The sequence below is a fragment of the Thiocapsa sp. genome (genome assembly GCF_022340925.1).
Lineage (GTDB): Bacteria > Pseudomonadota > Gammaproteobacteria > Chromatiales > Chromatiaceae > Thiocapsa.
In genome coordinates this window covers 1-3936 of sequence record NZ_JAJDNA010000093.1, presented here as the reverse complement: position 1 = coordinate 3936, position 3936 = coordinate 1, and the positions used below count along the sequence as shown (strand labels likewise).

Annotated in this window: 5 protein-coding genes; 1 reads left to right on the top strand and 4 read right to left on the bottom strand. The window is 65.3% G+C overall.

Annotation, left to right across the window (positions count from 1 at the left end):
- Together LJE61_RS11380 and LJE61_RS11375 are read right to left on the bottom strand one after the other, a co-directional pair.
- The coding region (locus tag LJE61_RS11380) for a 2OG-Fe(II) oxygenase (RefSeq protein ID WP_296918450.1) at nucleotides 1-425 on the bottom strand (425 nt) is incomplete at its 3' end.
- A gap of 69 nt (nucleotides 426-494) precedes the next feature.
- Nucleotides 495-1541 (bottom strand): Sfum_1244 family protein, encoded by a 1047-nt coding sequence (locus LJE61_RS11375; RefSeq protein ID WP_296914504.1) that lies wholly within the window; start codon nucleotides 1539-1541, stop codon nucleotides 495-497.
- Nucleotides 1542-1674: 133 nt separating this feature from the next.
- On the opposite strand from LJE61_RS11375, the gene LJE61_RS11370 reads away from it, so the two are divergent.
- Nucleotides 1675-2229, top strand: coding sequence for a hypothetical protein (locus tag LJE61_RS11370; RefSeq protein ID WP_296914501.1), 555 nt, complete (start codon nucleotides 1675-1677; stop codon nucleotides 2227-2229).
- Nucleotides 2230-2339: 110 nt separating this feature from the next.
- On the opposite strand, the gene LJE61_RS11365 is transcribed toward LJE61_RS11370, so the two are convergent.
- Entirely contained in the window at nucleotides 2340-3287 is a 948-nt protein-coding gene (locus LJE61_RS11365) for a DMT family transporter (RefSeq protein WP_296918448.1), read from the bottom strand.
- Between the two features lie 217 nt (nucleotides 3288-3504).
- Nucleotides 3505-3936 (bottom strand): Fpg/Nei family DNA glycosylase (locus LJE61_RS11360; RefSeq protein ID WP_519973022.1); only part of this gene is annotated, 432 nt, incomplete at its 5' end.

The window sequence follows — 3936 nt, the reverse complement described above, 5'->3', positions numbered from 1 at the left end:
GCCACCAGCTGGCGCAGGCCGAGCTCATGGCTCCCCCCGTCCACGTGCCAGTGATAGAACTCGCCCGGCCGATAGCGTTGAACCTGATAGCCCTCGTCCTTGAACGGCCCCTTGAAATAGGGATAGGTCTCGCGAAACTCCTTGATCGCGGCGGCAAGGGAGCGAAAAAAGATCTCGTCGACGTCCTTCCAGTCGGGTTTGTTGCTCACCACCAGATCCGTGGTGCGCTTGACGCCGGGATCCTCCGCGCGGAGCTGGCCAACGCGCCCCGCGTACTGGTGCTCGGGATGGGACTCGAACCGCTCGATCACCGCGTCGCAGAAGGAGGGAGGGAGCGCCGAGGGCCGCTCGAAGATGAAGCTCCCGGGCTTCACCTCGCGGATCGTCCGGAGGGGCGGGATGGTGCGTTCGGGTGTCGCTGTCACGGCGGCTCAGGTGGCTTGGACCGGGAGTACACCATTGTCCCGGGCCAAGGCATGCGTGGTCAAACCCGGCTAGAGCCGATTCGCTTCGACGAGGTCGCGGATCGCATCGGGCGCGTCGGCGGCGCTGGCGCGATAGATCGCCCGCATCTCTGCCGCCACCCGCGCCCAATGCGACCGGCCCGCCTCGGCGACCTGTGCGAGGGCGCCGGCGTCGCCGCGCTCCAGCCAGGTCGAGTAGGCGGCCAAAAGGGCCGGAAAGAGGTCCTTGCGCATGTTGTTCAGATTGCCGACGTAGAAATGCAGCGAGGCTGCCTCGAGCGAGGTCGCCAGTGCCGGTAAGGTCACGAGACAGTCGGCGAGATGATCTCGTACTGCCCGCGCCATCAGCTCGGCGGGGGTCCCCGCAAGCGCAAGGAGCATGGGATTCCAGTCTTCGCCCAGGCGCGGCGCCGCCGCGCACTCGCCCTGCTCATGCAGGAGCAGGGTGTTGATCTCGCGTTCGGTCATGGCATCCAGTGACGCCGCGAGCGCAGCTTCAAAGTCATAGCAGGCGAAGGCACGCCCGAGCGCGTTGTCGGGCCGGTTCCAGCGCCAGCTCTCGAGCTTCTCCCAGAGCAGACGCCGCAGCGATTCACGCCGCAAGAAGATGCTTCGGCCGAGGGTCATCGCCGGCGGCGCGGTCAGATCCCGGGCATACTCGCTGGCAACGACGAACACCGAATAGCCATCACTTGACCGCCAGCGCTCGAGCCTGCCCAGAAAGAAATGGGGTTTGGCGCGGTTGCCGAGCCCGCCGCTGTAGACCAACCCGCGCGGAGCGAGTCGGGCATTGATGGCGTCAGCGTCGAAGGGATCATACTTCAGACCGTCGATCTCGATCGGGCGCATCTCGGCCTGCTCCAGCTCTTCCCAAAGCTGCTCGCGGGCCTGCAGCCATTCCCCGACTTGCTCACGCCCCAAAGACGCACCATAAGGGAGTTGCTTTTCCCAGCGGAAGTATTCCCGCATCTTCATCAGGTAGACGCACAGTGAGTCCTCCGCACCGTAGCGCGCATCCGAGATGTGGCAGTTGTACTGCACGGTCTCGGCGAGGTCGCTGACAGCAAGACCCGGCATCTCAATACCTCGCGGCGGAAGGGCGCTTTTTCCGAGTAAACTCATCGGTTATCAACCTATCAGCTTCCCCCGGCCCTGCCAAGCCGTGGGATCGCATCGACCAGCCGAACGGGCATCAGTCCAGGAGTCGAATGTGGCATTGCGTATCAAGAGTCATTGGTGGAACGACGATCAGGAGCGATCACTGCCCGAGATCGCGAGCGCCCTCGCGTTCATCGCCTGGCGCATTGCGCTGGACAAGGCGATCAACCTGCACTGCGAGCGCTTCGTCTACGACAGCGACCGACAGCGTCTGGACGTCATCGGGGAGTATCTCGTCTTCCTGATCCAGATCGCCGACCGTCTGTCCCACGGCATGCTGAACGACGAGGATCGGCGAATCCTGATCACCCAGCTCGCGAAAAAGGTCTTCGAGCATGTTCAGGACAACAGCCAGGATCTGCTCGGCCCCGGCGACTACGGAGGACCATTCATCGCTCGACTCAACGCGCGATCGGACGAGTATGCCCCATACCAGTTCGCCGACGACGGGCCCAGCTATCCCTTCCTTCGCCACCTGGGATTCGAGATCCAGTCGTTGATGGGCGATGCGGAGGAGAACCGATGGGTCATCGACCAGGTCATGGACAAGGACGGCTGGGACGCTTACAAGCGGTTTGCCAAGGCCTTTCGGGATCTATTCGAGTGACGGGGACGCACACGGCTGCGTGTTGGGGCCGGGAGGACGGGCCGACCTCCGCCTCGACGCTGCCCGTTCCCCGGCCGGAGCCCATCCCCCGAGCCCCGCTCCCCGCACGTCTAGGCAGAGCGCTTGAGACGGCGTCTGAGACCGGCGACCAGCCGTCGGCGCTCCAGCTGGGTGACCAGGATCCCGCTCAGGATGAGACCCAGGGCGTAGACATGGGTCGCCTGCGGCTGCTCTCCGAGAAAGACCATCCCAACCCCCACTGCCCACAGGGGGATGAGATAGTTGAGCTGGGAGACGAAGGAGGGACCGGCGGACTTCACCAGTCGGAAGTACACGACCGTGGCGATGGCGGTCGAAAAGACGCCGAGCAGGATGACCGCGAGGAGATGGGGCACCTCGGGGACGGCGTGCAGCTCCAGCTCGCCGGTCATGAAGAGGGTCGGCAGCATGATCAGTGACGCCAGCGAGATCGTCGATGCGGCGCTGAAGAGGGCATCGCTGGGCGGCCGCAGTCGCGCGAGGATCGAGGAGACGGCGTAACAGAGAGCACCGCCGAGCACGGACAACATCGGCAGCAGATGCCCCTCCCCGTTGGCGAGATCCGAGAGCGCATCCGGCCCCATGAGGACCACGACACCGGCGAACCCCATGAGAAAGCCGATTGCGCGAAAGGCGGTCATGCGCTCCCCGGGAACAAGGAAATGGGCGAGCCCGAGGGTCGCCAGGGGCATGATCGCCATCAGGATCCCGGCGAGACCGCTGTCGATGAATTTCTGCCCCCAGGCGATCAGGGAGAATGGCAGGACGTTTCCGAAGACGGCGATCAGGGTATAGAAGACCCAAAGTCGCATGCCGGCGACCGGGCGGGCGGCGAGCAGCCATGCCAGCGGCACGACGAGACACGCGCCCACCAGAAGGCGGCCCGCGACCACAAGGTCCGGAGGAAGACCGCCGACCGCGACCTTCGTCAGAAGAAATGACGAACCCCACATCAGGGTGAGCGCCGCCAACATGGCCCAATCGGCCGCGCCGTGGCGCCCAGTCAGGTGTCGGTGCATGAAGGTGCCGGCCTGGCTGCGCGGCCTTGGCTTCGCCGCTCGGTCCGTGCGCGGTCGATCACCGCAGCCGGCGCCCGACGGCACGATGTCAACCGGAAGCGCTTGGAGCGCTTCCGGTTGGAGCGCCAATTCGGTTTCCGCATTGCCGATATCCTGGGCGAAGACCTTGTGCGCGACGGTGTCCTTGCTCTCGATTTCGAAGCCATGCCGACGCCGGTCAGTCCCGCTCCGAACCCTTGACCGAATCCCTGGGCATGGGCGTCGCCCGAGGTCTCGCCGGGGCGCATCCCGGGCGACCGCTCTGGCAAGCGGGGCACCAGTAGGTCGAGCGCGGCATCCGACCGAGCGTCTCACGCGCCACGGGCTCACCACATCGGAAACAGGCCAGGCCGGCGCGGCCGTAGACCCACAGCATCCCCCGCCCATCCGCCCCGGCGCGGGTCACGCGAGGGCCATCGCCGAGATTACGCTGGAGGAGCCGGCCTGCGGTTCGATAGAGAGCGGCAAAGGCATCGCTGGAGAGCTCGGAGAAGCGCGTCCGCGGATCACAGCGCTCCAGAAAGAGCACCTCGGACTTGTAGACATTGCCGATGCCGCTGGCGATCCGCTGATCGAGCAGCATGTCCGTCACCTGAATGTCCGTCCTCAG

Bases quoted from the DNA above. Each gene is read 5' to 3' on its own strand.
- LJE61_RS11365 (WP_296918448.1), bottom strand. From the start codon at position 3,287: ATGCACCGACACCTGACTGGGCGCCACGGCGCGGCCGATTGGGCCATG.
- LJE61_RS11375 (WP_296914504.1), bottom strand. From the start codon at position 1,541: ATGCCGGGTCTTGCTGTCAGCGACCTCGCCGAGACCGTGCAGTACAAC.